The organism is Thermotoga sp. SG1, assembly GCF_002865985.1.
Lineage (GTDB): Bacteria > Thermotogota > Thermotogae > Thermotogales > Thermotogaceae > Thermotoga.
Genome location: NZ_LNDD01000003.1, coordinates 362,155 through 386,322 on the forward strand (window position 1 = coordinate 362,155; position 24,168 = coordinate 386,322).

Annotated in this window: 23 protein-coding genes; 17 read left to right on the forward strand and 6 right to left on the reverse strand. The window is 46.7% G+C overall.

The annotated features are described in order from the left end of the window. Nucleotides 1-2: 2 nt before the first annotated feature. From thiC to AS006_RS04765, 7 genes are read left to right on the forward strand one after another with little or no spacing between them, the layout of a single operon-like run. Nucleotides 3-1,277 carry a phosphomethylpyrimidine synthase ThiC gene (thiC, locus tag AS006_RS04735; protein WP_101513195.1) on the forward strand — a complete coding sequence of 425 codons (1,275 nt, stop codon included), beginning with the start codon at nucleotides 3-5 and terminating at the stop codon, nucleotides 1,275-1,277. After that, on the forward strand, nucleotides 1,274-2,020 hold the full coding sequence (locus AS006_RS04740) for a sugar phosphate isomerase/epimerase (RefSeq protein ID WP_199167383.1): 747 nt from the start codon (nucleotides 1,274-1,276) through the stop codon (nucleotides 2,018-2,020). The genes thiC and AS006_RS04740 overlap by 4 nt, the downstream gene beginning before the upstream one ends. Continuing rightward, the gene (locus AS006_RS04745) at nucleotides 2,020-3,249 is read left to right on the forward strand and encodes a thiamine-phosphate synthase family protein (protein WP_101513196.1); all 1,230 of its coding nucleotides are present in this window, start codon (nucleotides 2,020-2,022) and stop codon (nucleotides 3,247-3,249) included. Before AS006_RS04740 ends, AS006_RS04745 begins: the two co-directional genes overlap by 1 nt. After that, a complete protein-coding gene (gene queF, locus AS006_RS04750) occupies nucleotides 3,221-3,634 on the forward strand; it encodes a preQ(1) synthase (protein ID WP_101513197.1) in 414 nt (137 codons plus the stop codon). Before AS006_RS04745 ends, queF begins: the two co-directional genes overlap by 29 nt. Then, nucleotides 3,618-4,256: a queuosine precursor transporter gene (locus AS006_RS04755; RefSeq protein WP_101513198.1), complete on the forward strand. Its 639-nt coding sequence runs from the start codon at nucleotides 3,618-3,620 to the stop codon at nucleotides 4,254-4,256. Before queF ends, AS006_RS04755 begins: the two co-directional genes overlap by 17 nt. A gap of 5 nt (nucleotides 4,257-4,261) precedes the next feature. Next, on the forward strand, nucleotides 4,262-5,014 hold the full coding sequence (locus AS006_RS04760) for an ABC transporter ATP-binding protein (RefSeq protein WP_199167385.1): 753 nt from the start codon (nucleotides 4,262-4,264) through the stop codon (nucleotides 5,012-5,014). Between the two features lie 3 nt (nucleotides 5,015-5,017). Next, complete coding sequence (locus AS006_RS04765; RefSeq protein WP_101513200.1) at nucleotides 5,018-6,427, forward strand: hypothetical protein; 1,410 nt, start codon at nucleotides 5,018-5,020, stop codon at nucleotides 6,425-6,427. Here the strand turns inward: AS006_RS04765 and AS006_RS04770 are convergent. Beyond that, complete coding sequence (locus AS006_RS04770; RefSeq protein ID WP_101513201.1) at nucleotides 6,341-7,156, reverse strand: PfkB family carbohydrate kinase; 816 nt, start codon at nucleotides 7,154-7,156, stop codon at nucleotides 6,341-6,343. The genes AS006_RS04765 and AS006_RS04770 overlap by 87 nt on opposite strands. A gap of 47 nt (nucleotides 7,157-7,203) precedes the next feature. On the opposite strand from AS006_RS04770, the gene AS006_RS04775 reads away from it, so the two are divergent. Continuing rightward, nucleotides 7,204-8,220, forward strand: coding sequence for a DUF1611 domain-containing protein (locus tag AS006_RS04775; protein ID WP_101513202.1), 1,017 nt, complete (start codon nucleotides 7,204-7,206; stop codon nucleotides 8,218-8,220). Next, nucleotides 8,214-8,897, forward strand: a complete 684-nt coding sequence (locus tag AS006_RS04780) for a 2-phosphosulfolactate phosphatase family protein (protein ID WP_101513203.1) — start codon at nucleotides 8,214-8,216, stop codon at nucleotides 8,895-8,897. Before AS006_RS04775 ends, AS006_RS04780 begins: the two co-directional genes overlap by 7 nt. Here AS006_RS04780 and fabD read toward each other — a convergent pair. The 5 genes from fabD to fabF are packed head-to-tail and all read right to left on the reverse strand — an operon-like array spanning nucleotide 8,875 to nucleotide 12,848. Further along, on the reverse strand, nucleotides 8,875-9,756 hold the full coding sequence (gene fabD, locus AS006_RS04785) for an ACP S-malonyltransferase (protein WP_101513204.1): 882 nt from the start codon (nucleotides 9,754-9,756) through the stop codon (nucleotides 8,875-8,877). The genes AS006_RS04780 and fabD overlap by 23 nt on opposite strands. Next, nucleotides 9,753-10,262 carry a biotin transporter BioY gene (locus tag AS006_RS04790; protein WP_101513205.1) on the reverse strand — a complete coding sequence of 170 codons (510 nt, stop codon included), beginning with the start codon at nucleotides 10,260-10,262 and terminating at the stop codon, nucleotides 9,753-9,755. The genes fabD and AS006_RS04790 overlap by 4 nt, the downstream gene beginning before the upstream one ends. Next, nucleotides 10,259-11,203, reverse strand: coding sequence for an enoyl-[acyl-carrier-protein] reductase FabK (gene fabK / locus AS006_RS04795; protein WP_101513206.1), 945 nt, complete (start codon nucleotides 11,201-11,203; stop codon nucleotides 10,259-10,261). The genes AS006_RS04790 and fabK overlap by 4 nt, the downstream gene beginning before the upstream one ends. Beyond that, entirely contained in the window at nucleotides 11,200-11,613 is a 414-nt protein-coding gene (gene fabZ, locus AS006_RS04800) for a 3-hydroxyacyl-ACP dehydratase FabZ (protein WP_101513207.1), read from the reverse strand. The genes fabK and fabZ overlap by 4 nt, the downstream gene beginning before the upstream one ends. Next, nucleotides 11,610-12,848 (reverse strand): beta-ketoacyl-ACP synthase II, encoded by a 1,239-nt coding sequence (gene fabF, locus AS006_RS04805; protein WP_101513208.1) that lies wholly within the window; start codon nucleotides 12,846-12,848, stop codon nucleotides 11,610-11,612. Before fabF ends, fabZ begins: the two co-directional genes overlap by 4 nt. Before the next feature lie 139 nt (nucleotides 12,849-12,987). Here fabF and AS006_RS04810 point away from each other — a divergent pair, with 139 nt between their 5' ends. The 8 genes from AS006_RS04810 to AS006_RS04845 all read left to right on the forward strand — a co-directional run bounded on the left by AS006_RS04810 (nucleotide 12,988) and on the right by AS006_RS04845 (nucleotide 24,141). Further along, entirely contained in the window at nucleotides 12,988-14,562 is a 1,575-nt protein-coding gene (locus tag AS006_RS04810; protein ID WP_101513209.1) for a CTP synthase, read from the forward strand. After that, nucleotides 14,559-15,260, forward strand: coding sequence for a PHP domain-containing protein (locus AS006_RS04815; protein WP_101513210.1), 702 nt, complete (start codon nucleotides 14,559-14,561; stop codon nucleotides 15,258-15,260). Before AS006_RS04810 ends, AS006_RS04815 begins: the two co-directional genes overlap by 4 nt. A 4-nt stretch (nucleotides 15,261-15,264) precedes the next feature. Continuing rightward, complete coding sequence (locus AS006_RS04820) at nucleotides 15,265-16,188, forward strand: glycosyltransferase family 4 protein (RefSeq protein ID WP_101513211.1); 924 nt, start codon at nucleotides 15,265-15,267, stop codon at nucleotides 16,186-16,188. A 15-nt stretch (nucleotides 16,189-16,203) separates the two neighbouring features. Next, complete coding sequence (locus AS006_RS04825) at nucleotides 16,204-19,401, forward strand: O-antigen ligase (protein ID WP_101513212.1); 3,198 nt, start codon at nucleotides 16,204-16,206, stop codon at nucleotides 19,399-19,401. A 186-nt stretch (nucleotides 19,402-19,587) separates the two neighbouring features. Beyond that, nucleotides 19,588-20,238, forward strand: coding sequence for a peroxiredoxin (locus tag AS006_RS04830; protein WP_101513213.1), 651 nt, complete (start codon nucleotides 19,588-19,590; stop codon nucleotides 20,236-20,238). A 180-nt stretch (nucleotides 20,239-20,418) separates the two neighbouring features. Continuing rightward, complete coding sequence (locus tag AS006_RS04835) at nucleotides 20,419-21,468, forward strand: ROK family transcriptional regulator (protein ID WP_101513214.1); 1,050 nt, start codon at nucleotides 20,419-20,421, stop codon at nucleotides 21,466-21,468. 16 nt (nucleotides 21,469-21,484) lie between these two features. Further along, complete coding sequence (locus AS006_RS04840; RefSeq protein ID WP_199167387.1) at nucleotides 21,485-22,885, forward strand: glycoside hydrolase family 3 N-terminal domain-containing protein; 1,401 nt, start codon at nucleotides 21,485-21,487, stop codon at nucleotides 22,883-22,885. Then, nucleotides 22,882-24,141 carry a sugar ABC transporter substrate-binding protein gene (locus AS006_RS04845; protein ID WP_101513215.1) on the forward strand — a complete coding sequence of 420 codons (1,260 nt, stop codon included), beginning with the start codon at nucleotides 22,882-22,884 and terminating at the stop codon, nucleotides 24,139-24,141. Before AS006_RS04840 ends, AS006_RS04845 begins: the two co-directional genes overlap by 4 nt. Nucleotides 24,142-24,168: the final 27 nt, after the last annotated feature.

The following is a 24,168-nucleotide window of genomic DNA, read 5'->3' on the forward strand; positions in this document are numbered from 1 at the left end:
TCATGACCCAAATGGAGATGGCACGAAAAGGAATCGTTTCCGAAGAGATGAAGAAAGTCGCCGAGTACGAAGGTGTGGATGTGGAAGAAGTTCGGAAAAAGATCGCAGAAGGAAGGGCTGTTCTTCCAAAGAACAAACTCCACAGAGTGAGCAAGCCCATGATAGTGGGAGAAGGTTTCACCGTGAAGGTGAACGCAAACATAGGAACTTCTCAGGGTTTTTCTTCTCTTGAGGAGGAGAAAGAGAAAGCGAAGGTAGCGATAGAGTACGGTGCCGATTCTCTCATGGTCCTCTCCACGTGGGGGGATCTGAGAGAGATCAGAAGGGCGATCGTGGAAATGTCTCCCGTCCCCGTTGGATCTGTTCCTATCTACGACTCTGCCGTGAAGAGCTATCAGATGAAAAAGAACGTGGTGGATTTCTCGGAAAAGGACTTTTTCGATATGGTGATCGCACACGCTGAGGACGGTATAGATTTTATGACAATACACGTGGGTGTGACGAAAAGAGTCCTCGAGAGGGTGAAAAGTTCAAAAAGGATCCTGAAGATCGTGAGCAGGGGAGGAGCAATTATCGCTGGATGGATGATCAAGAACAACAAGGAAAATCCGTTCTACGAACACTTCGATGAACTTCTGGACATAGCAAAAGAGTACGATATCACCCTGAGCCTCGGTGACGGAATGAGGCCGGGAGCGGTGGTGGATGCGAGTGACTCCCAGCAGTTCGAAGAACTCTTCGTGATGGGAGAACTCGTTGAGAGAGCAAGAGAAAAGGGAGTCCAGGTGATGCTGGAAGGACCCGGCCATGTTCCACTGAACGAAGTGGAGATGAACGTGAAACTTATGAAGAAAGTGGGAAAAGGTGCCCCCATCTTTCTCCTGGGTCCCCTTCCCACCGACAGGGCAACGGGATACGACCACATAGCCTGTGCGATCGGAGGGGCTCTTGCCGGCTACTACGGTGCGGATTTTCTCTGCTATGTTACTCCATCGGAACACATTTCCCTTCCAGATGTTGAGGATGTGAGAGAAGGTGTGATAGCATCTAAGATAGCAGCGGTCGTGGCGGACGTTGCACGTGGAAACAGAAAAGCCTGGGAACTGGAAAAACGCATGGCACTCGCACGGAAGAATTTCGATTGGGAAACGATGTTCGATCTCTCACTGGGGAAGGACATCGCAAGGAAAAAGTACGAGGAAAGGCCATATCCCGACAAGGGTTGTTCCATGTGTGGACCCTTCTGTGCAATAAAGATAGCGGAGGAGTTCTCTTGAGAAAAGGCGTTTCTACAAGCATCATAAGGAGCAGACCAGATCTCCTAGAAACTCTTCCACAGGCCGATGTGTACGAACTGGGTTTTTTCAAACTGGAGGACCTGGGACATGTCCTCCACTTCTTTTCAGGCAAACATTTTGGAATTCATGCTCCTTTCGTTTACAGATACATCGACCATCATCCAAATCCCACCTCACTGAACGAAGAAAAAAGGAAAGACACGTTCTTCGTGAACAAAAGGTGCGCTGAGCTTTCGAAGAAGATTGGAGCCGATTACGTGGTTGTTCACTTTCCAAATGCTCTTCAGAGAGAAAACTGGCTTTCTATATACGAAGAAGTGGAAAGGGAATTTTCTGAACTTTCAACCCTCGTCAAAACTAGGGTGGAGAATGTTTATGGAAACGACCATTTTCACTCCGCAAAGGACTATAGATCCTTTCTTGAAAACACAGGTTGCAGGATGTGTATCGACGTGGGACACCTTCTTCTCGACGCTGAGATCTACCACTTTTCTCCTGTGAAATTCATCGAGGAGCTTTCAGATCTGATCGAGGAGTTTCACATATACTACGCTGACTTTGAAACTTACAGAAGGTGCCACCATGCCCCCTGGGGTGAGTCGAAGAACTTCTTCGAGATTTTGGAATTCATAAAAGACATGGATGTTGATTTTGTCATAGAACCGACTCCGGAGTGCGATGAGGGCTTGGAAGAACTTCTCGAGTACTGGAGGGATCTGTGATGGTTCTTGTGGTATCGGGATTTGACCCTTCTGGAGGAGCAGGAATGCTTCAGGACGTGAAGATTCTGTCCGCACTCGGAATAAGGGTCCACGGTGTGATATCTGCCCTGACCGTTCAGAACGAAGAGAAGGTTTTCTCTGTGGGTTTCAGGAACTGGGAAGAGATGAAAAAGGAAATCGAGGTGCTCACCCCGCCACGTGTGATAAAGGTGGGTCTTGTCCGTCCTGAAGTGGTGAAGAATCTGAGGGAGATGTTTTCGGATTCAACGATCGTGTGGAACGTTGTGCTTGAGTCTTCTTCGGGTTTCAAGTTTCAGGACCCGGACGAAGTGAGAAAGTTCACAGGATACGCCAACTACGTTGTGCTGAACAGCGAGGAAGCAGAAAAGGTGGGTGAGCAGGAAAACTTCATCATCACCGGCGGGCATGAGAAAGATGACAGGATAAAGGTGAGGTACAGGGATCTTGTCATCGAAACCCCCAGGATACCCGGAGAGTTTCACGGAACAGGCTGTGCCTTCTCCAGTGCGATTGCCGGCTTTCTTGCGATGAACTATCCTGTAGAAGAGGCGATCAGATCCGCCACGGAACTTCTCAGAAAGATCCTCGAGAGGTCTTCAGGTGTGGTGGAGACGGAAAAGCTTCTTCGTGACTGGCACAAACACGACGTTCTCAACACGCTGGACGAGATCCTCCCGGAATTCCTTGAGATAGGCCCCTCCACGGTACCCGAGGTTGGGCAGAACATCTCCTACGCTCTGCCGTGGGCGCAGAGTGAGTACGAGGTGGGAAAGTTCCCGGGAAGGATCAGGCTCAAGGAAGGAAAGGCGGTGGCTGTATCCTGCGCTTCCTTCAGAGACAGGTCCCATACCGCACGGATGACGATCACCATGATGCGGTTCCATCCGTACATGAGATGCACGGTGAACGTGAGATACAGAAAAGAGTACGTGGAGAGGGCAAGGAAAAAAGGATTGAAAGTCTATCATTACGACAGATCGAAAGAGCCGGAAGAGATCAGAGAAAGAGAGGGTCAGTCCATGGTGTGGATGATAGAGCAGGCGATCTCGGAGTTGAACGCACCACCGGATGTGGTATATGATGAAGGATGGTGGGGAAAGGAAGCGATGATAAGGGTTTTTGGAAGAAATCCAAAGGAGGTTCTGGAGAAGATAAAACTCATGGTGAGGGAGGGAGAATATGCCGAAGGCGGAGGGAAGGATCTTTGATTTCAAAGGGCACGATGCGATAAGAACGGACTTTCTGGAGGCCATAGATTTCGATGGGAAAGAGGAGTACATCAGGATCGAAACCGAAGAGTTCTCCGCCGTGTGCCCCTTCTCCGGTCTTCCAGACATAGGCAAGGTGATCATAGAATACTATCCCGACGGTGGAAAGATCGTTGAGCTGAAGTCCCTGAAGTACTACTTTGTGAGTTTCAGGAACGTGGGAATATACCAGGAAGAGGCAACGAAGAGAATATACGAAGACCTGAAGAGCCTTTTGAAAACGGACCGTCTGAGAGTCACCGTGATATACAACATAAGAGGCGGAATAAAGACAACGACGCAGATAGGTTCACTGGAGGGAAGAGGGAATGGAAAAGTTGAATGAAAGATTGATACTCCTGACAGGAATTTTCGTTTCTGCCCTGACCATCTCAAACGTGATCGCAGGAAAACTTGTGAACATAGGTCCTTTCCTCGTTCCTGTGGCAGTTCTATGCTATCCCATCACGTTCGCTGTAACGGACATCGTTTCGGAGGTTTACGGGAAAAGAACCGCACAGAAGGTGGTGTGGACCGGCTTTTTCACCTCTCTGATCCTTGTAATCTACTCGCAGATCGCCGCTCTCTATCCTCCCGCCTCCATCTTCGAAGAAAACGAAGCGTTTGTGAAGGTGTTCGGTGCCACACCGAGGATCGTTCTTGCGAGTATCCTCGCGTACGTTCTCTCTCAGTCCCACGATGTCTGGGCCTTTCACTTCTGGAAGAAGGTCACCAGGGGATCACACCTGTGGCTCAGAAACAACCTTTCCACGATGGTCTCCCAGTTCATAGATACCCTTGTGTTCATCACTCTGGCCTTCGCCGGAACGGTTCCTGGAACTGCACTCTCCCAGATGGTCTTCTCTCAGTACGCGGTGAAATTGATCATCGCCGCTATCGACACTCCCTTCGTTTATCTGGGAGTAAAACTCGTGAGCGGTAGATGGGTTGTGAAGGAAGGGAGCTGATATTTTTGATAGTTGCAAAAGGGTTGACCAGAAAATTCGGAGATTTCGTCGCCGTCGATCATGTCGATCTTGTGGTGAGGCCTGGTGAGATATACGGCTTTCTGGGACCAAACGGTGCAGGGAAAACGACCACCATAAAGATGCTCACGGGTGTTTTGAAACCAACCGAGGGTGAGATAGAGATCCTCGGAATGAACATGAAGACACACGAGATGGAAATAAAAAAAAGCATCGGGGTCGTTCCGGACGAGCCGAAGATCTACTCTCAGCTGACCGGAAAAGAGTTTCTGGATTTCATCATGGAGATATACGGCCTCAACGAAAAAGAGGTGAGCAAAAGGATAGCAGAGCTCTGTGAGGCTTTCAAGGTGGATTACCTTGGAAAAAGAGTGAGCGAGATGTCTCATGGAATGAAACAAAAGCTCATGCTGGTCGGTGTTTTCATGAGAAGGCCCAGGGTGATCTTTTTGGATGAACCAACGGTGGGGCTCGATGCAAAGAGTGCCAAAATTTTGAAACTTCTTTTGAGGAAGTATGCAGACGAAGGTGCCACGATATTCCTCACCACCCACATCTTGGAGATTGCAGAGAAGATGTGCGACAGGATCGGCATCATAAACAGGGGAAGACTCATAGTGGAGGGAACAATGGAAGAGCTCAGAAAACTCTCTGGGCAGGAAAAAGCTTCACTGGAGGACCTCTTCCTTCAACTCACGGCGGAAAACGAGGAAATAGAAGAGATCATCAGGGAGTTGTGAGATATGAGAGAACTCTTTGTGCTTATGAAGTACGCAAATCCACGGGGAAAGAAAGGATTGTATGCGGTGATTTTCACCGCCCTGATGATGGGTGTGCTCTTTTACTCTCTCATGGGAAAGACCTTTGAAGAACTGCTGAACAGGTTCGGAGAGGAAGTCTTTGTTGCCTCCCTGACGTTTTCGACCACCCTGTTTTCTGTGATGTTTCTTCTTGGAATTTCTTTCTATCTTTCTCATTCTCTTGTTCTGGAGGAAGAGATAGAATTTTTACTCACTCTGCCGATCAGAAGAAGTACGATTGTCATATATCAGATGCTGATGTCTCTTTTTTACCAGGCTTTTGTCTTGATAACGATGTTTCTGAATCTTCTGATGCTTTCTTTTCTCACCAGAGACCTCCTTCCAGTGCTGTCCGGGATTTTGCATCTTTTCTTTCTCATTCTTTTGGGATCTGTTCTGTCGATAGTCTTTGGGAGGGCATTGAATCGATCGGCGGCACGCCGGCTCTCTTCCGTGGTACAACTTCTTGCCGTCTTCGGGTTTCTTGTGATCGTGAACGTTCCAGACTTTGCCACTGTGGCAGGAAAATTCTTTGTTTCGAAGTGGAACGTTCTTTCTTATCCTGTTCTTTCACATGACAGGCCCATCTTCCTGATCCACGAGACTCTTCTTGCGGTCCTTTCCTTTTTGCTCTTCTATCTGGCATCACGAAAGGCTGCCTTTGAGCCCGTTTCATATGAGAAAAAAGAAGAACAAAAAGAGAAAAGATTCCCGGGAAGGGGATTCTTCAAGAAAGATTTCATCACTCTTGTTCGTGAAGAAAGGATGGTTTATTTTCTTTTCTATCCGGTGGGCTTTGGAGTTTTGATGACGATCGTGGGAAGCGCGGATTTCGGATTGATCTTTGCGTCCGGCATTTCCGCACTCTACAACGCGACGATGACGGCGATGCTCTGGAGGAAGGAATTGGAGGTCTGGCCACTTCCCAGAATCTTTCCCGTCAGATTGAAAGATGTCGTTCTTTCAAAGGTGCTCGTTCCATCCTTTCTGAACACCACGGTTGTTTCAGGTTACGTGATCTTTCTTGTTTTCTACCAGAAGCAATTTCTCTACCTTTCTTTCGTTCCCGTATGTCTGAGTCTTTACCTTTTTGTCTCAATGGTTGGGCTTTTTCTTTCAAAGTGGGAGAAAACAGGCCAACTTGCAAACCCTGCGAAGGTCTTTTCCACACCGGTGGTTCTTCTGGTACAGCTTCTTGCCCTCGGGGTGGTGGCTTCTCTCGGATACGTTCTTTCACTCGGGTCGCATCTTATTTTCGCACTGGCTTTAATATCCGTTGTTGTGGGAAGCATCGGTGGATTTGTCGCAACTTTCAGGCGTTTTGTGAATCGTGTAGAAAGATTTGAGACGTGAGATCCTCTCAAAGGGAGTCAATGGACCTTCTTGACCAAGAATCTGCGAACATTCCACCGCTTTTTCCAGAGCTTCTCTGCGAGACCTTCCTTTCAGAAGCTCGTGGATCAACACCATATCGAACAGATCTCCAAGACCTATCGGATGGGAAAATAATACTCCGTTTCCTGGAACATGGATATCGTGCCATCTTGCACCCTCTGGTCCCATCTTCACCACATCACATCTGATTCTTGAACATTCTTTCTCGTTTCCTATGATGAGTGCCTTCAAATCGCTGGTGTCGATCCGTGCTCTGGGGCCGATGTCGATCACTACGTTTTGTGATCTTTCACACACGACTTTCAAGGTCTTTTCCGTGACCTCTCCCGTTGCAAAGACAAGATCGTAATCGTTCATCATGGATGGAACAACGATGTTTTCTCCGTTCACACCGATCTCGACAGCAAGAGGCCTTCCGTTGCGGGCTATGAACAGACCCGTTTTCCCATGAAGAATCGACATATGAGAAACATCGAAGCCTGATCTTTTGAGTTCATCAACCAGGTGTTTTCCTCGAAAGTCCTCTCCAACGTTCGAGTAAAAATCAACTCTGTGTCCAAGAAGGAATAGACCGTACGCCACGTTAAGGCCCGACCCACCTGGAGATTCCCTGATGATTGTTTTGTGTGGATCTTTACCGAACAGGAAGACGTCCCAGAAAGTGCCACCAAAGATCGCTATCTTCAACGAAAGTCCCTCCCGTGATAGAATTTCAAAAAAACGGAGGGAAAACGATGAATCTCTGGAAATTATATCAGCCAGGAACACCCGCTGCGATAATAGCCTGGGGGCAGCTGGGAACACCCCATGCAAAAACCACCTACGGCCTTCTCAGACACAGCAGGCTCTTCAAACCGGTGTGTGTTGTCGCAGAACACGATGGAAAGAAAGCAAGCGATTTTATTTGGCCGGTTCGTTTCGATGTTCCCGTGGTTTCCTCGATAGAAAAGATCAAAGAGTTCGGTGCAAAGGTTGTGATCATCGGAGTGTCCAACCCTGGAGGCTACCTTGAGGAAAAGGTCGCTCAGCTTGTGAAAGATGCCTTGTCGAACGGTTTAGATGTTATATCGGGCCTTCACTTCAAGATCTCCCAGCAAACAGAGTTTCTGAAACTGGCTCAGGAAAGTGGAGCAAAAATACTGGATATTCGTGTTCCACCGGTGGATCTGAGGGTCTTTTCTGGTGATGTATACCAGAAGAGAATAAAAGTCGTTGGTGTTTTTGGAACAGACTGTGTTGTTGGAAAAAGGACAACCGCCGTTCAGCTCTGGGAAAGGGCGCTTCAGAAAGGAATGAAAGCTGCCTTCATGGCCACAGGTCAGACAGGGATTCTGATAGGTGCAGACGCAGGGTACGTTGTGGACGCTATTCCTGCCGATTTCGTTTCCGGTGTGGTGGAAAAGACCATCATGGAGCTCGAGAGGATGGGAAAAGAAATCGTCTTTGTTGAGGGACAGGGGGCACTGAGACATCCCGCGTACGGTCAGGTCACCCTGGGCCTTCTGTATGGATGCAATCCCGATGTTGTCTTCTTGGTACACGATCCGTCAAGAAACCATTTTGAGTCTTTTCCGAAAATTCCAAAAAAACCTGATTTTGAAGAAGAAAGAAAGCTCATCGAAACACTCTCGGATGCAAAGGTGATCGGGGGAGTGTGTCTGAACGGGACCTTCGAAACAGACCTTCCCGTCTACGATCCTTTTAATCCAGAAGATCTCGATGAGATGTTGAAGAGGGTGGTCGAATGGTGAATGTTGTGATGGTTCCATGTTCTGTGGTGAAGGATGAAACGGTGGTCGTCGTGGACGTTCTGAGAGCCACTAGTACTATTGTCACAGCGCTTGCCAACGGTGCAAAAGAGGTTGTTCCTGTAAAAACGGTGGAGGAAGCATTGTTAAGGAAGGAAAAGGATGTTCTTGTGTGTGGAGAAAGGAACGCAGAGAAGGTGAAGGGGTTCGACCTTGGGAACTCTCCTCTTGAGTACAAAAGCGAACTGGTCTTTGGGAAAACGATCGTTCTCACAACGACGAACGGCACTCAGATAATCGAGAAAGTAGAGGGTGACAGCGTCATCGCAGCCTCTTTTCTGAACGTTTCTGCGGTTGTTGAATACCTGAAAGAAAAGGAAAGCATCACCGTCGTCTGTGCTGGAACCAGTGGGCGTTTTTCTCTGGAAGATTTTTTACTTGCTGGTATGATCGTGAAAAGACTGAAAAGGGACGATCTTCTGGATGGTGCGCTTGTGGCTATGAAATACTTCGAATCTGTAAAAAACATAAGGGAGGAGATCAAAAGATTCTCCTCCCATGCAAAGAGACTGATATCTCTTGGATTCGAAAAAGACGTCGATTTCTGCACAACGGAAGATCTCTACAACGTGGTTCCAATCCTCGCAAACGGTGCTTTCACTCTGAAAGAAGCTCGGTGAAGTGCTTTGCGTTCACTCCCATCTTCCTGCAGAGATTCTTGAGAACGGTTTTTGGACCTACCTCTACGAACTCGTTCACTCCCATCTCTTTCATTGTATCCACCGATTGCTTCCAGAGAACAGGGCCTGTGATTTGTTCTATGATGTTCTTCTTTATCTCTACGGGGTCTTCTGTAGGTTTGGCGGTAGAGTTCATCACGATGGGCCATCTTGGTTTTTTGAACTCTATCTTTTCCACCTCTTCTTTCATTTTCTCCCTAGCGTACTCCAGAAACGGTGTGTGGAAAGGACTCGAGACCATGAGTTCTACAATCCGGCGCGCACCTTTTTCTTTCAAAAGCTCCATCGCTTTTTCAACAGATTCTTTCAGGCCACTTATTACCACCTGATCGTGTGAGTTGTAATTTGCCACGTACACTCCATCTATTGAGTTCACTACCTTTTCTATCTGTTCGATATCGAGTCCTATAACGGCTGCCATGGTGCCCTTTCCAGGCTCGAGCGCCTGCGACATGTACTCTCCTCTTTTCCTCACAAGGTAGAGCCCGGTCTCGAAATCGTACACACCGGCCACCGCCAGAGCAGTGTATTCTCCGAGACTGTGACCCGCAACGACATCTGGGAGAATACCCCTTTTTTCCAGTTCGAGGTAAGCGATGTAACTCGTTATATAAATGGATGGCTGGGCGTTTTCTGTGAGTTTCAGGGTCTCTTCATCGCCGTTCATGATCTCGGTGATGTCGAATCCCAGAACCTTTTTTGCCCTCTCGAATATGTCCTCTGAAGATTCGTACACAGAAAAATCCTTTGCCATTCCGGAGTACTGGGATCCCTGTCCGGGAAAGACGAACGCCCTCACCGTTTCACCTCCAGTTTTTTCAACCTGAGAGCTATGACAGCGGCAACAACGAGTTTTATCAGATCGAACCAGATGAACGGGGCAAATCCGAGTGCAACTGCTTTTTTGATATCGTGAACGTAAAAATTCAAAACGAACACACCGAGCACGTATATGATTCCAAGACCAGAAAGACCAGAAACGAGATACCACACGAAGTTCTCTCTCTTCTCAGAAAGAAGACCGATCACAAACCCTCCCAGAATAAAACCGAAGAGGTACCCACCGGTGGGACCGACAAGGACCTGTGCTCCTCCTTTGAAGTTCGCAAAGACGGGAAGTCCGATGGCTCCAAGCAACACATACGCTGCAATCGACAGTGTACCGTATTTTTTCCCAAGAATGTAGGCGGAAAGGAAAACAAAGAACACCTGAAGAGTGAAGGGAACTGGACCGATCGGAATCGAGATCCATGCTCCAACCGCAATGAGGGCTGTAAAGATCCCAGCCTTTACAAGTTCCCTCATTCTTCAATACACCTCCTCAATTTCTTCACCGTCTCCACAAATTCGTTCATGATGTCTTCTATGATCTGTTTCACAGGTTTTATTTCGTCGATCAGGCCGGCGCTTTGTCCCATCATGAAAGAACCTCTCTCCAGATCCCCCTCTACAACGGCTCTCCTCAGGCTTCCCACCAGCATCTCCTCTGCCTGCATCGGGTTTTCGAACTCCATTTCCTGAATTTTCCTGGCAAATGGCGTTCTGAGAACGCGTGCGGGGTGGCCAAGTTTGGCACCGGTCACCACCGTGTCCCTTATAGAAGCTTTGACAATTTTTTCTTTGTAGATAGGGTGAACATCACTTTCTACACTCGCTACGAATCTTGTTCCCATCTGCACAGCCTCTGCTCCGAGGGCAAAAGCGGCGGCCATTCCTCTTCCATCAGCGATTCCCCCTGCTGCGATTACGGGAATGTTCACGCTCCTGGAGACCTTGTTCACGAGAACAAGGGTGGTGACCTCTCCTATATGACCACCGGATTCCATTCCCTCCGCTATAACAGCGTCTGCTCCTGCCCTTTCAACCATTCTTGCAAGAGAGTCTGAAGCCACAACGGGAATGACTTTTATGCCGTTTTCTTTTAATTCCTTTATGTATTTTGTAGGGTTCCCCGCTCCAAAAGTAATCACGGGCACCTTTTCCTCCACACAAACTCTGACGAGATCGTCTGCCCAAGGTGAAACGAGAATCACGTTCACACCGAAGGGTTTGTTTGTTCTTTCTCTGAGATCAGAAATGGCTTTCCTCAGATCATCGGGTTTCATAGCTCCAGATCCGATGATTCCAAGTCCTCCTGCTTCGGACACCGCTGCTGCGAGGGTGGGGGTCCCTGCCCACGCCATTCCACCCATGATTATGGGATACTCTATCCCAAGTAATTCTGTCACTCTGGTTTTCAGCTTCATTTCTTTTTCACCCCCAGCAAGAGTTTGGCCTTAGCTACGATGGTATTTTCAACCTTTGCCACACCTTCTACCTGAACTGTGCCAAGTTTTTCACCTATCTTCTTCACCTCGTAGATCAGTCTATCTCCAGGTCGCACTTCCTTTTTGAAACGTGCCTCGTCTATACCGAGAAAGAGTGGTATGCCTTCAAGGTTTTTCAGGAGAAGAATTCCGGCAGTTTGAGCAAGCCCTTCGATGATGAGAACACCAGGATATATGGGATATTCTGGAAAGTGACCTTGGAAGACGGGATCGGAAATACTGATGTTTTTGAAAGCAACGATTCTATCCTCGCCCTCTTCTATCACACCATCCACCAGAAGGAAAGGATACCTGTGTGGAAGGATCGATTTTACGTAGTCTATGTTCATTGTTCATACCTCCCCAAAACGATCGACACGTTGTGTCCCCCGAAACCGAACGAATTCTTCATGAAGTTCTTTATTTCCATCTGAACATTTTCTTTCCCAACAAGACCTGTTCCCTTTGCCTCCTCAATTGGGTTGTCAAGGTTTGGCATGCCGTGCACAAAAGAGTGCTGCATCTGAAGAATCGAAAGGACGAGTTCTGCGGCACCAGCGGCACCAAGAAGATGTCCTATCAAGGCTTTAGAGGAGTTTATGGCTACGTTCTTTACGTGTTCCCCCAGCACCTTCTTTATTGCCTTGAGCTCTGCTTCATCACCAGCAGGTGTGCTCGTGGCATGACAGTTCACGTAATCTATGTCCTCAACAGAAAGGCCGGATTCTTTCAGAGCCAGTTTCATCGCCTCTGCTGCTCCTCTTCCTTCTGGATCCGGTGCGCTGAAGTGGTACGCATCGTCCGTCATGCCAATTCCCTTTATCTCTGCTATGATCTTCGCACCCCTTGATTTTGCAACTTCTTCCGCTTCAAGGACAAGGATTGCTCCTCCCTCTCCCATGACAAAACCGTCTCTGTCCCTGTCAAACGGACGGGAAGCTCGTTTGGGGTCATCGTTTCTTCTTGAGAGCGCCCTCATGTTCGCAAACCCGGTGATCGGCAGGGGTGCTATCGTTGCTTCCGTTCCTCCAACGACGGCCACGTCTGCGTATCCATGCCTTATCAGAAGAGTGCCGAGTGCCACCGCGTGTAGGGAAGAAGCACAAGCACTCACAGAAGAAAAATTCGGTCCCTTGAGACCGTACTCCATTGCAACGACACCGGATGCCATGTCGATGAGAATCATTGGAATCAGGAACGGACTCACCCTGCTGGGACCTTGAGAAAGGAATTTGTTGTTCTCACTGTCGAGTGTTAGGAATCCTCCCATTCCGGATCCTATGATCGTTGCCGTCCTCTCTGAAAACTGCTCGAAGTTTATCCCTGCCTCTTCCACCGCTTCTTTGGTGCTGACGAGGGCGAAGTGAACGAACCGATCTGTTCTCTTCACGAGTTTTGGATTTATGTACTCTTCCGGTTTGAAATCTCTGACTTCTGCTGCAATTTGAACGGGCAAGTTAGAAGCATCAAAAGAAGATATTCGATCTATCGTTACTTTGGTTTCTCTAAGACCTTCCAGATTCTTTTCTTTCCCAACACCAAAAGGACTTACGATACCCATTCCCGTTATGACCACCCGTCTCAAAGTACCACCTCCCGACAAAAAATCTGGCATGATTATATCATAATCTCACAGGAAGTTTCAATCTTTGGCCTCGATCATGAGAAAGAAACAATAAATTTACTTCTCAGGTGATAACATATCTGAAGAGGGAGGGAATGGGATGAAGAAATACGTTATTGTGACCGGTGGAGTGCTCAGCGGAATAGGAAAAGGCATATTCTCCGCCTCTCTGGCAAGACTCATGAAAGAATACGGTGTCGATGTGAACGTACTGAAGATCGATCCATACTTGAACGTGGATGCAGGGACCATGAACCCGAACCAGCATGGTGAGGTCTTCGTTACCGAAGATGGTTACGAAGCGGATCTGGATCTCGGTCACTACGAGCGTTTCCTCGGAAGAGACATGACCCGCCACAACAATATGACGGCAGGTCAGGTCTACCTTCGGGTTATAGAAAAGGAAAGGCAGGGAAAGTACCTCGGAAACACCGTCCAGATCGTACCACATCTCACAGAGGAGATAAAGGACAGAATAAGGTCTCTCGAGGCAGAGCTCCTTGTGGTCGAGATCGGAGGTACCGTCGGTGACATCGAAGGTGAGGTCTTTCTGGAAGCTGTCAGGGAACTCCAGATGGAAGAGGGAAGGGAAAACTTCCTCTTTGCCCATGTCACGTACGTTCCTTACCTTCGAACTACAAACGAGTTCAAAACCAAACCAACGCAGCAGTCGGTTCAACTTCTCAGAAGGATCGGAATCACTCCCGACATGATCATCGTGAGAAGTGAGTTTCCCCTCGACGTTCCCAGTATGAACAAAGTTGCCCTCTTTTCAGGTGTTTCTAGGGAATTCGTGATAAACCTTCCCGACACAAAAAATGTTTATGAAGTCCCGGAGATACTGAGGGACATGGGATTGCATGAGAAGATCTCCTCCAAGTTGAAACTGAATCTGAAAGGCGCGGAATTCAGTTGGTCTTATCCGAAGGCCTTTAAACCTTACAGGATAGCGCTGGTAGGGAAATACCTTGGAACGGACGACGCATACAAGAGCATCATAGAATCTGTGTTTTTGACTGGTGTAGAAAAGCCAACAATAGTGGACAGTCAGATGCTCGAAGAGATGAGTGAGGAAGAGGTAGCGAAGGTTCTGGGCGAGTACGATGCTCTGATCATACCGGGAGGTTTTGGAAGAAGAGGTATAGAAGGAAAGATAAAGGCCATAAAGTATGCCAGAGAAAACAAAAAACCCATTCTTGGAATATGTCTTGGCATGCAACTCATGATCATTGAATTTGCAAGAAATGTGCTTGGATACAGAGAGGCAAATTCTACAGAGTTCGATCCGAAAACCCCATACCCCGTCGTGGACTTGATGGAGGAACAAAAAAAGATCCTGAAACTCGGCGGTACGATGAGGCTTGGTGCGCAGAAAGTGAAGGTCTTTCCAGGCACAAAACTTTACGAGATATACGGTAGGGTGGAAGAAGTTTACGAGAGGCACAGACACAGATACGAAGCGAACGAAGAAGCCTTTCCGGAGCTCTTCAAGAAACCCGGTGAGGAAGGATACAAGCTTGTTGTTTCTGCAAAATCTGAATTCATCGAAGCTATAGAAATAGAAGATCATCCCTTCTTCATCGGTGTTCAGTTCCATCCGGAGTACAAGAGCAAGGTGGGAGCACCTCATCCGATCTTTGTTCACCTGAAGAAGACCCTGGAGGGATTGCAATGATAGATATGCACCTTCACTCCACGTTTTCCTACGATGGAAAGGCGGAAGTGGAAGATATCATCGCTCAGACGCAAAGACTCGGAATAAATCATTTCTGCATCACGGATCACTACGAATACGAGAACGGCAAACTCGTTCACGATTTCAACGTGGAAGAGTACTTCCTCACCATGGACAAGTTCGATCTTCCAAGAGGAGCGGAGATCAGCTGGGACGGTGTGAAAGAGGCAATCTTTCCACAGGGATTCGATTACCTACTTCTTGGAGTGCACAGGTACGATGAGAACCTTCCACCGGATGAACTGGCAAGAGACTATCTGGAAAGAACGCTTTACGTTATGGAAAGGGTGGAATTCCATACACTGGCACACCTTGACTACCCTGCAAGGTATGCAAACGCCGATTTCAAAGCAAACAGAGATCTGATAGAGAAGATCCTGAGGTTTCTTGTGACCCGCGAAAAGATCCTCGAGGTGAACACCGCGGGGCTTTTCAAACACGGAAGGCCCAATCCCGACTACTGGATACTGGAGATGTACTGGGATCTTGGTGGAAGACTCATCACGATCGGTTCAGATGCCCATGAAGTGCAGCACATAGGCCGGGGAATCGAGGAGATCATGTCAAAATTGAGAAGGTTCAACTTCGAGTACGCCGTTGTTGAAGGGAAAAAACTTTTCACCACAAAACTGAGGTGAAGGAATGCCCTTTGTTCTGAGTTTTCTTCTGGGGATGTTTGGGGTTTGGTTTTTCGGAAGGCTCGCAAAGAAGCTCAACATCGTGGACAGACCGAATGGGTTGTTAAAACCCCACGGAAGAGAAGTTCCCTATCTCGGGGGGCTTGGTATATTCGCCGGCGTTCTGCCGTTTTTGTGGAAAGATACGGCTGTTCTTTTGGCATCGTCTCTTGCTCTCACACTTGGTTTACTGGATGACTTGTTTTCGCTGTCTCCTTTTTTCAGGCTCGTTGTGGAGTTTGGGATTTCTCTGATTCTGGTCTGGAGATACGTGGGATTCCACAGCGTCTGGTATCCGATACTCTGGGTTTTTTTCGTTGTGATCCTGATGAACGCTGTGAACATGATGGATGGAATGGATGGGCTCTGTGGAAGTCTTGTGGCCATTTCTTCTCTCTTTTTCTTCTTTCTGGTCAAAGGGACTTTCTTTAAGGATCTCTCGCTGGCGCTTCTTGGTGCTTCGCTGGGATATCTTGTCTTCAACTTCCCGCCGGCAAAGATCTTCATGGGAGATGCCGGGAGCTATCACCTGGCCGTTTTACTCTCTACGATGATCATCTCTCAAAACCGCGTCGTCTCGTTCAACTCTTTTGTACCATTCGTGTTTCTTCTCTGGATCTTTCTGCTTGACTTTTTCACCAGTGTGATAAGACGGTTCAGAAACAAAAGATCAATCGTTTCCGGAGACAGAGACCACATGTACGACAAGCTCTCACGGAGACTGGGGGTCAGAAAAGCACTGTTTGTCATGTGTTTGATACACTCTCTGTTGTGCGGGTTCAGTTTTGGGGCGCTGGGAAATACGGTGACAGGATTCATCTCACTTGTTGTCGCCGCTTTTTTCTCGTACATCCTCATCAAGAGTTTGAAACTTTTTTATTACGACTGAGCGGGAGGGAAACGTATGGAGATTCTCTTCTACGTGATGTATGTTACTATCGCTTTGTTTTCTTCAAGAAAACTAACGTACGAATTCAGTGTTCCAAAATACGCCATCATCACGGTGTTTTTGAGTGTCATCTTTTTCATGAGCCTTCTGAAGATCTTGAGAAGAGAAAAACTGGAGATCAGGTTCAATCCGGCTCATGTGGCTTTCTTTGCCTTCTCGGTTTCAGCCCTTCTTTCCACGATAAACGTCTATCGTGAAAATCCCGTCTACTTTCGGTATTCCTTCGATATAGCGATCTACGTTCTTCTCATGTTCTTCATTTCCATTTTCATTTCGAACTTCTTCGTCACAAAAGAGAGAATAAAAAGGTTTCTCACAGTCAGCGTGGCTCTGGCTGGTTTTGTTGCCTTCGACGCCCTTTTGAACTTCTACGGTGGTGTTGATATCTTTCTTGGAAAGATCGGTGATCCCTTTTCTAGGGCGAGTGTGAAGGCAACCATAGGAAACGTGAACTTCGTTTCTAACTTTCTTTCTCTGAATCTTCCTCTTGCCCTGTACCTCATAGCGTCGAACGATTTTAGAAAGAAAGAAGCATCCGTTGTGAAGGTGATCGCTTCCGTTTCTGCGCTTCTCATGGTCTCTGGTATTCTTGTCGGGCAGACGCGTTCTCTCTATGTTGCGAACATCGTATCTTTGGGTATCTTCCTTTCCTTCTACATGGTTTTTAGAAGAAAAAAGAGTCAGGAAAAAACAGATAGGGAAGTTGCCGATATGAGTCGAACCCTCACGGCGTTCGTTGTGATCGCTGTGATTGCTCTTGTCGTTCTCTACAACGTGCCAACTCCTCTGAACGGCTACGGTAGGGTTTCTCCTGCCGAGAGGATCCAGGCGGTGGCAGAGGTGAGTTCCTGGCACGAACGTCTTCTTTCCTGGCTTTCCTCTGTGTATCAGTGGAAAGACCATAAGATACTCGGTACCGGGATCGGAACGTACCAGCTTCTCACGATAAACTACATGGGAGACGTGATAGAGGATCATCCAACGCTGATGTACGGCTGGAACAACTTCAAAAGAACACACAACGATTACCTTCAGGTCCTCGGAGAGATGGGGATCGTGGGGCTTGCTTCTCTGGTCTTTCTGGCACTCTCACTCGGTGTTCTGTTCTTCAGGATATTGAAGAAAGTTGAAACGAGGGATGACCTTTTTCTCTTTCTCGCCCTCTCCAGTTCTTTCATCACCTTTATGATGCACAGTGCCTTCAGTTTTCCAGCCCATCTTCTCCCGAACGGATTTCTCGTGGTCGCTGCAGCCTCAATGGCCGTTGGTGGCTATTTCTACGGTGGAAGGGTCATGAGATTTGAGAGAAGATGGGCGATCACGCTGGGAACGATTGTAATCCTGATCGGTGTGGTCTCTTCGTATCTGAAGTGGAACTACTTCGTATCTGAAGTGTACTTCAAACAGGGAAACGCCGCGTATCTTTCTATCAGAAAGGTGGAAGAGGAACTCTCCAAATTGGATAGCTACGAGCAGCAGGCAAAGAACGCTCTGGAGGAACTGAATTCACTCACGGGCCGCTACAGTTACCTGAGACCCGATGAGTTCAAAAAGTTCGTGATGAAACAAAACCTTCCAGTGATGCCATCTGACATGGAGATAGAAAAACTCAGACTCGAAACTATCCAGAAGGAAAAACAGAATATACAGAGCACCATCCAGAAGATCGCATCCTATCGAACTCAGCTTTTGAACCAGAGAGTGGAACTTTATAGAAAGGCGAAAGAGAATTTTCTGAGATCCGTTCGTATCAACAGGGTTTACGGAAGGTCCTATTTTTATCTTGCCGCCCTTGCGGTGAGTGAATTCAGAGTCGATGAGCTGAAAAATTTGCTGAAGACAAAAGAAGATTATGAAAGGTTTTTCAACCAAAACTTCGATGAGTACCAGACGGTGATACTTCCAGATGCCCGGAAAACTGATCTTTCATTTCTAAAAGATCAAGATCTTTCTGTAGTCGATTCTTTGGGAGAAGACAATCTGATCACCGCCCAGGCCCTTCTCGATTCTGTTTCCCTGTATCTTTCCTCGCTGAAATCCTTCAACGAGAGGAACACCTACAGGGCTCTTGCGACAAGGTACGTAGGTCTTCATCAGGTCATGAAGGTTCTACTTACAAAGACTCAAAACGATCTGATGAAAAAGGCCTTTTCTGAACTAGCTGTAAGATACTTCGATGAGTTCACAAATTATGCCAAGATCACCATTCATTATCTTCCCGGTGCGTGGAACAGGTTCTCTGACTGGAAGCATTACGATCTCAGACAGGCTGTTGCGGGGCAGGATATCTACAGGTACTTCGCCACGAAGGCCGCCGAAGCACAGCCTCTGACTGTCGAAAAGAACAGAGAGTTTCTGCTTTATCTCGCCGGGAAGGAAATCTGGGCCGTTGAAAACATGAACCGAATTGGTGTCTGGGGAGTGCCCGATGGAGTGATCGATTTTCTTCATGCGATGCCGTTTGAACACATGTCTTCAAAAGAACACCAAGAAGCCCTCTTTGCCTTTGAAGATATCCTGAGACTCTACGAAGAAAGCTACAGAAGGACAAAGGAATCACTTCCAGAGTACGAAAATGCTGCTGAAAAAAGGTTTGAAAGCATATTGAACGATCTGAAGGAATACCTCAGAAGCGACTTTGGAGAGGAGTATTCATCTCGTTTCGAAGAAATCTTCAAAGACATGCTTGAAGACTTCAAAAACCAGAACTGGCTCTCCATAAACGCTGAGGAGATGAGAAAATTCATAACCGAGAAAAATTACACTTACAAACTGAACCCATGGAAAGAACTTCTTTTGAAACACCTGAATGAATTTGGAGACTACTTAAAACAGAGAAATCTGGAATCTTCCAGGATCAACGAAATCATCTCAAGAATCTACAACGATCTAATTGGGCTCAAAGAAGTTCTCGTCCTTGAAAGATACCTGAGATTTTTTGCACACTACAGGCTGATACTGAACGATGCGAAAAGCTTCCTTGAGAGCATTGAAAAGGCGTACAGTACAGCCAGTGATGAACAGTGGAAGATGATACTGGAGGACTGGAGTGTGAATCTCTGGAACGACGAAAAATTCGAGGCGAAAGACGAGGTTCTTCGATGGCTGGAAGAGTTCAAGGAATTTCTCAAAAATCTGGAAAGCACCATCTGAAATCGGGGAGGAAAGCCTCCCCGCTTTTTTCAAGCCCTCCTTCGATGAAAAAATTCACACCACGCCTTATTGATATTCGTTCTTTTTTGATACATTTTCGCAATTGATTAGAAACACAGATTGGTTATTATACTATCTGGATGACAATTTGAAATAATTTCAAACATTTACAGGGAGGTGCTGAACATGGAAGGTAGGATTCCTTTGCTCGGCGAAGAGTTTCCCAGGGTGGAAGTGAGGACCACGCACGGAAAGAAGGTTCTTCCGGATGATTACAGGGGAAAGTGGTTCGTTCTCTTCAGCCATCCAGCGGACTTCACACCGGTTTGTACCACAGAGTTCTTTGCATTCCAGAAGAGGTACGATGAGTTCAGAAAGCTGAACACGGAACTCATAGGGCTCAGTATCGATCAGGTGTTCTCACACATCAAGTGGGTTGAATGGATAAAAGAAAAACTCGGTGTTGAAATTGAATTCCCGATCATAGCAGATGACCTCGGGGAACTCTCCAGAAAGCTCGGTCTGATCCACCCCAAAAAGGGAACGAACACCGTGCGCGCCGTTTTCGTGGTGGATCCGAATGGAATAATAAGGGCCATCATATACTACCCACCAGAAGTTGGTAGAAACATTGACGAAATCCTGAGGGTTATAAAAGCTTTCCAGGTATCCGATGAGAAGAATGTTGCCATACCTGCCAACTGGCCAGAAAATGATATCATAAAAGACGCAGTGATAGTACCACCCGTCACCAGTGTGGAAGAAGCAAGAAAAAGATTGGAATCGAAAGAATACGAGTGTTACGACTGGTGGTTCTGCTACAAGAAGGTCCAATAAAACAACGTGGCTCCTTCGGGAGCCACTTTTTTGTTTTTCCTGCCTTTGTTTTTCCCACCTGTTGTTTTTTCCCGACATTAAAAAAACTGAATTGAAACTTGACAAAGGATATCGTTTTGTTTAAAAATACATTATGAGGTTGCTTGCGGCATGCAACTAACATTGTGGGAGGGATCATCCTTGAACATATCTCCTACACAACACAAAATCCTCAAACTTTTGATAGAGAACGAAAAGATCTCCATGAAAGAGATGAGCAAAGAGCTCTCCGTCAATCTCTCCACTGTATCCAGAAACTTCAGACCTCTTTTGGAGTCAGGTTTTGTTTTGAAAAAAGAAGAGGTCCCTCCAGGAATTCAGGGGGGGAGAAAGACAACGTTGTACACGGTGAATCCAAATAAGTTTTTCATCCTCGGTATTGGAGTTGAGCAAAACAGGCTGATTGTTACAGTGTTGGATGCCAAAGGAAACGTTGTTGAAGAAGTCGAAAAACACGAAGCGTTTCGCGGGGAAGAAATCGTTCCAGTATTGATTGATTGTGTGAGATCTCTTCGAAGGAAGTTTCCAAATATTGTCGGTGTTTCCGTTGGAATGCCAGGAATCATAGAAAACAACAGAGTGATCTTCTCTTCAGCACTCGATATAGAAGACTTCGATCTGGGAGGAGAACTCTCCAGAAACCTGAACTTGGAAGTTCTCATTTTGAACGATGCCAATGCAGCGGTGGTTGGATATGCGCTTCAGAGAAGAAATGTGGTTTATTTTCTACTCTCCGTTCCATACTATCTGAATTTGCCCGTAGGTGTTGGAGCGGGGTTGTGGTTGGAAGGGAGATTGTACCAGGGCTCAACTGGTGCTTCCGGAGAATTTGAAATGAACACACTTCCATCCATTTTGAAGGACTCTCTCACCTTCGATGAGGTAAATCTTGAGACGATGTCTCTTGAATCGCTTTCACATCTCATTTTTCGGCTTTCAGAGGTCGCTTCTTTTGTGGTTTATCTGATCGATCCAGAGACTGTTGTCTTTGGAGGAGACGTCGCTCTTTTTTCCGAAGCTTTTCGTGAAGAACTAAAAGAGAAACTTCTAAATCGCCTGAAAAAAAGACACGTTTCTGATGTTGAGATTCTTTTCGATAGCAGAGGACTTTGGACAATTGCGGTTGGAGCAGCAAGGGCTTTCTGGAAGAGGATGTTGGAAAATTACGAATTTGCCCAGAAGATCTTATAAGCAGGGAGTGATCGATGTGGATTTAGGAAAGTTGTTTTTTTGCGGCTTCGATGACTTCAACGAAGAAGCTAAAGAAATAATACGAAAGTACAGACCAGCTGGTATTTTGATCTATCCCGGACTTCTTTCCAGAGAATATCTGTTCTTTGATTTCATGAACTTTCTATCCAAGGAAGGAAAGTTCATTATGAGTTCAGATCATGAAGGTGGACAGCTTGAAGTACTGAAATACGTTCCCTCATTTCCCGGAAACCTCGCAGCTGGAAAACTCGATCCGATCTATACAGGAAGATACTGTGAGATGGCCGGGCGGATCATGAACACGCTGGGCTTCAATATGGTCTTTGCCCCCGTACTGGATCTACTCTCAGAAAAGAGTTCTGCTGTTGTGGATTTGAGAAGTTTTGGATCGGATCCAGAAAAAGTTGCTTCCCACGGATTAGAGGCGTGCAGGGGATATCTCAGAGGAGGAGTGATTCCCTGCGTCAAGCATTTTCCAGGACACGGGAAGACCACAGATGATTCTCATTATCTTCTTCCGACTGTCAACGCAACTTTCGAGGAGCTGTGGAACGAGGATATTTTGCCTTTCAGAAAAGTTTTCCAGAGTGGTGTGAAAACAGCAGTCATGACGGCACATGTGAAATATACTGCTGTGGACGATCTGCCAGCAACTCTCTCGAAAAAGATGATAACAGAGATACTTCGAGAAAGGTTGAACTTCAAAGGACTTGTTCTCAGCGATGCAATGGAGATGAAGGCGATATCTGAAAATTTCTCCATCGAAGAGACTGTGAAGCTCTTCATTGAAGCAGGAGGAAACATGATACTCCTCGATAACTTCAGAGATCTTCCCGCTTATTACGAAGCCCTGAAAAGGCTTGTCAAAGATGGAAAGATCGAAAAGGAAAAAATGGAACGCTCTATAAAGATCGTCGGTGATTACCTGAACACGATAGAAAACAGATTCAACGCTGGACTATCCACCGAAGTTGCTGAAAGAGCCATAGAGTATACACGTGTAAGCAAAGAACTTCTTGACGTAGAAGTTGTTCTACTTGTTCCATCGAACAAGAATTTAAGCCCGGCCGACACCACGGGTGGCGATTATGATCTGATACCAGAGATAGCAAGAAGGTTCTTCAAAATAAAAGATGTCATCAGATACGATATAGAAACGGGTCCTGACAATGTCGATGGGGAACTGATCTTCGATTTTGTTGTGAACGCTTCAAAAAACGATCGTGCCTTGAAAGCCCATCTCAATTTACCTTCGGATAGAACCATCTATTTCATCGTCAGAAATCCCTTTGATGCAAAGTTTTTCACCGGAAGAAATGCTGTCATCACTTATTCGACAAAGCCCATCTCTGTTTATAAATCCTTCGAACATCTTTTGGGGAGGTGTTCTTCATGAGGAAACTCTTGGTAGTTCTGCTCGGTGTTCTTCTCGTAACCATAGCTCTTCCGAAAACGAAGATCGTGTTCTGGACCATGTCATTGAAACCAACCTTCACGGATTTCATCCAGGGAATCATTGACAGGTACGAAGCGCTCCATCCTGATATTGATATCGTCTGGGAGGATGTTCCGTGGGATGTTCTGCAGCAAAAACTCCTTGCAGCTTTCTCCTCTGGAAACCCACCCGATGTTGTGAATTTGAACGCTCAGTGGACGATCGAATTCGCTCAGAAAAAAGTTCTGTTTCCAGTCGATGAGCTTCTTCCTGAAGAAGTTATCAACCAGTACTTCGATGGGATGATGAAAGGCCTTACGTGGAAAGGGCACATTTATGGAATACCCTGGTACACAGCAGTTGATGTTATTCTCTACAACAAGGAGATATTCGAAAAAGCCGGACTCGATCCCAAGTACCCACCGAAGACCTGGGATGAGATCTTGCTCTACTCTGTGCTGATAAAGGAAAAAACAGGAAAGTACGGTACGCTTCCAACGATTCTTCAGGATCCATCAGCGATATTCAACTGGGATGGATTGAACCTCTACACGGTAGACGAAAACAACAAAATAAAAGAAGTGCTCTTCGACAGGCTAGAATATGCACACACTTTGAACAAATGGGCAACACTTTACAAGATGAAGTACATTCCGAGCGAGCTTGTTCAAGGTGGAGAATGGACCAGAGCAACGGAACTTTATCAGGCCGGCGAACTTGCCATGTTGATCACGGGACCTCAGTTTGCAGATAGAGTCAAATGGAACGCTCCGGGAATTTACGAGAAATCTGATGTTGCACCAATCCCGGCTCCAAAACCAGGTGTGAGAATGAGTGGTTGGTATTCCACACTGAACATTGTAAGGGGTTCCAAGAATCCGAAAGAAGCGGCGGAGTTCGCTGCTTTTGTTGCGAATCTTGAAAATCAAATCGCCTTCTGTAAACTCGTGACCATATTCCCGACACTCAAGGCAGCGGTTAACGATCCATGGTTCTCCGAAGATGATGGAACGCTGTCTGCCAAAGCAAGGATCATGGGAGCAAAATACCTCCCGTACATAACCTTCTACAACGACGACATACCATTCAGAAAAGAAGCATTTGATAAATTGAAGGATGCCATTGTTCAGGTATTCTTGGGTCAAAAAACACCAGAAGATGCCCTCAAACAGACAGCAGATTACTGGAGATACCTTATAAAGTCCCAGCAGAAGTAAGAAAGCGGGGAGGGGATTCTCCCCTCC